This window comes from Buchnera aphidicola (Pemphigus obesinymphae) (genome assembly GCF_026122815.1).
Lineage (GTDB): Bacteria > Pseudomonadota > Gammaproteobacteria > Enterobacterales > Enterobacteriaceae > Buchnera_C > Buchnera_C aphidicola_BJ.
On the sequence record NZ_JAIWQW010000090.1, the window covers coordinates 1 to 448 of the forward strand.

The window sequence follows — 448 nt, forward strand, 5'->3', positions numbered from 1 at the left end:
CATTTAACAAAATTGCACGATTTAATTCTATTTCATTGTTTACTTCGGTAATTATTCCCATGTTCATATCTGTTTCAATTTTAGAAAGAATTTTATATTGTTCATTATCTAAAATAGATAACATTAGCAAAATGGCATCAGCTTGATAATAACGGGCTAAATATACTTGATACGGATCAATAAAAAAATCTTTACATAATATAGGTTGAGAAACCATTGATCGAACTATTGATATAAATTCTAATTTTCCATTAAAATATTGTTCATCAGTTAACACAGAAATTACAGAAGCATATTTTTTATAAGTATGACAAATGTCAATAAGATTAAATTTTTCCCTAATTATTCCTGACGAAGGAGAAGATTTTTTACATTCTAAAACAAAAAATGGACGAATGTTGTTTAATGATTGATAAAAATTTCTATCAGTTTTTTGTATTTTTTTTTT

The 448-nt window shown here is 24.1% G+C and carries 1 pseudogene; it reads right to left on the reverse strand.

The window, feature by feature from the left end:
- Positions 1-448: pseudogene (locus LDP10_RS03235) on the reverse strand (bifunctional indole-3-glycerol phosphate synthase/phosphoribosylanthranilate isomerase); the annotation flags it as partial.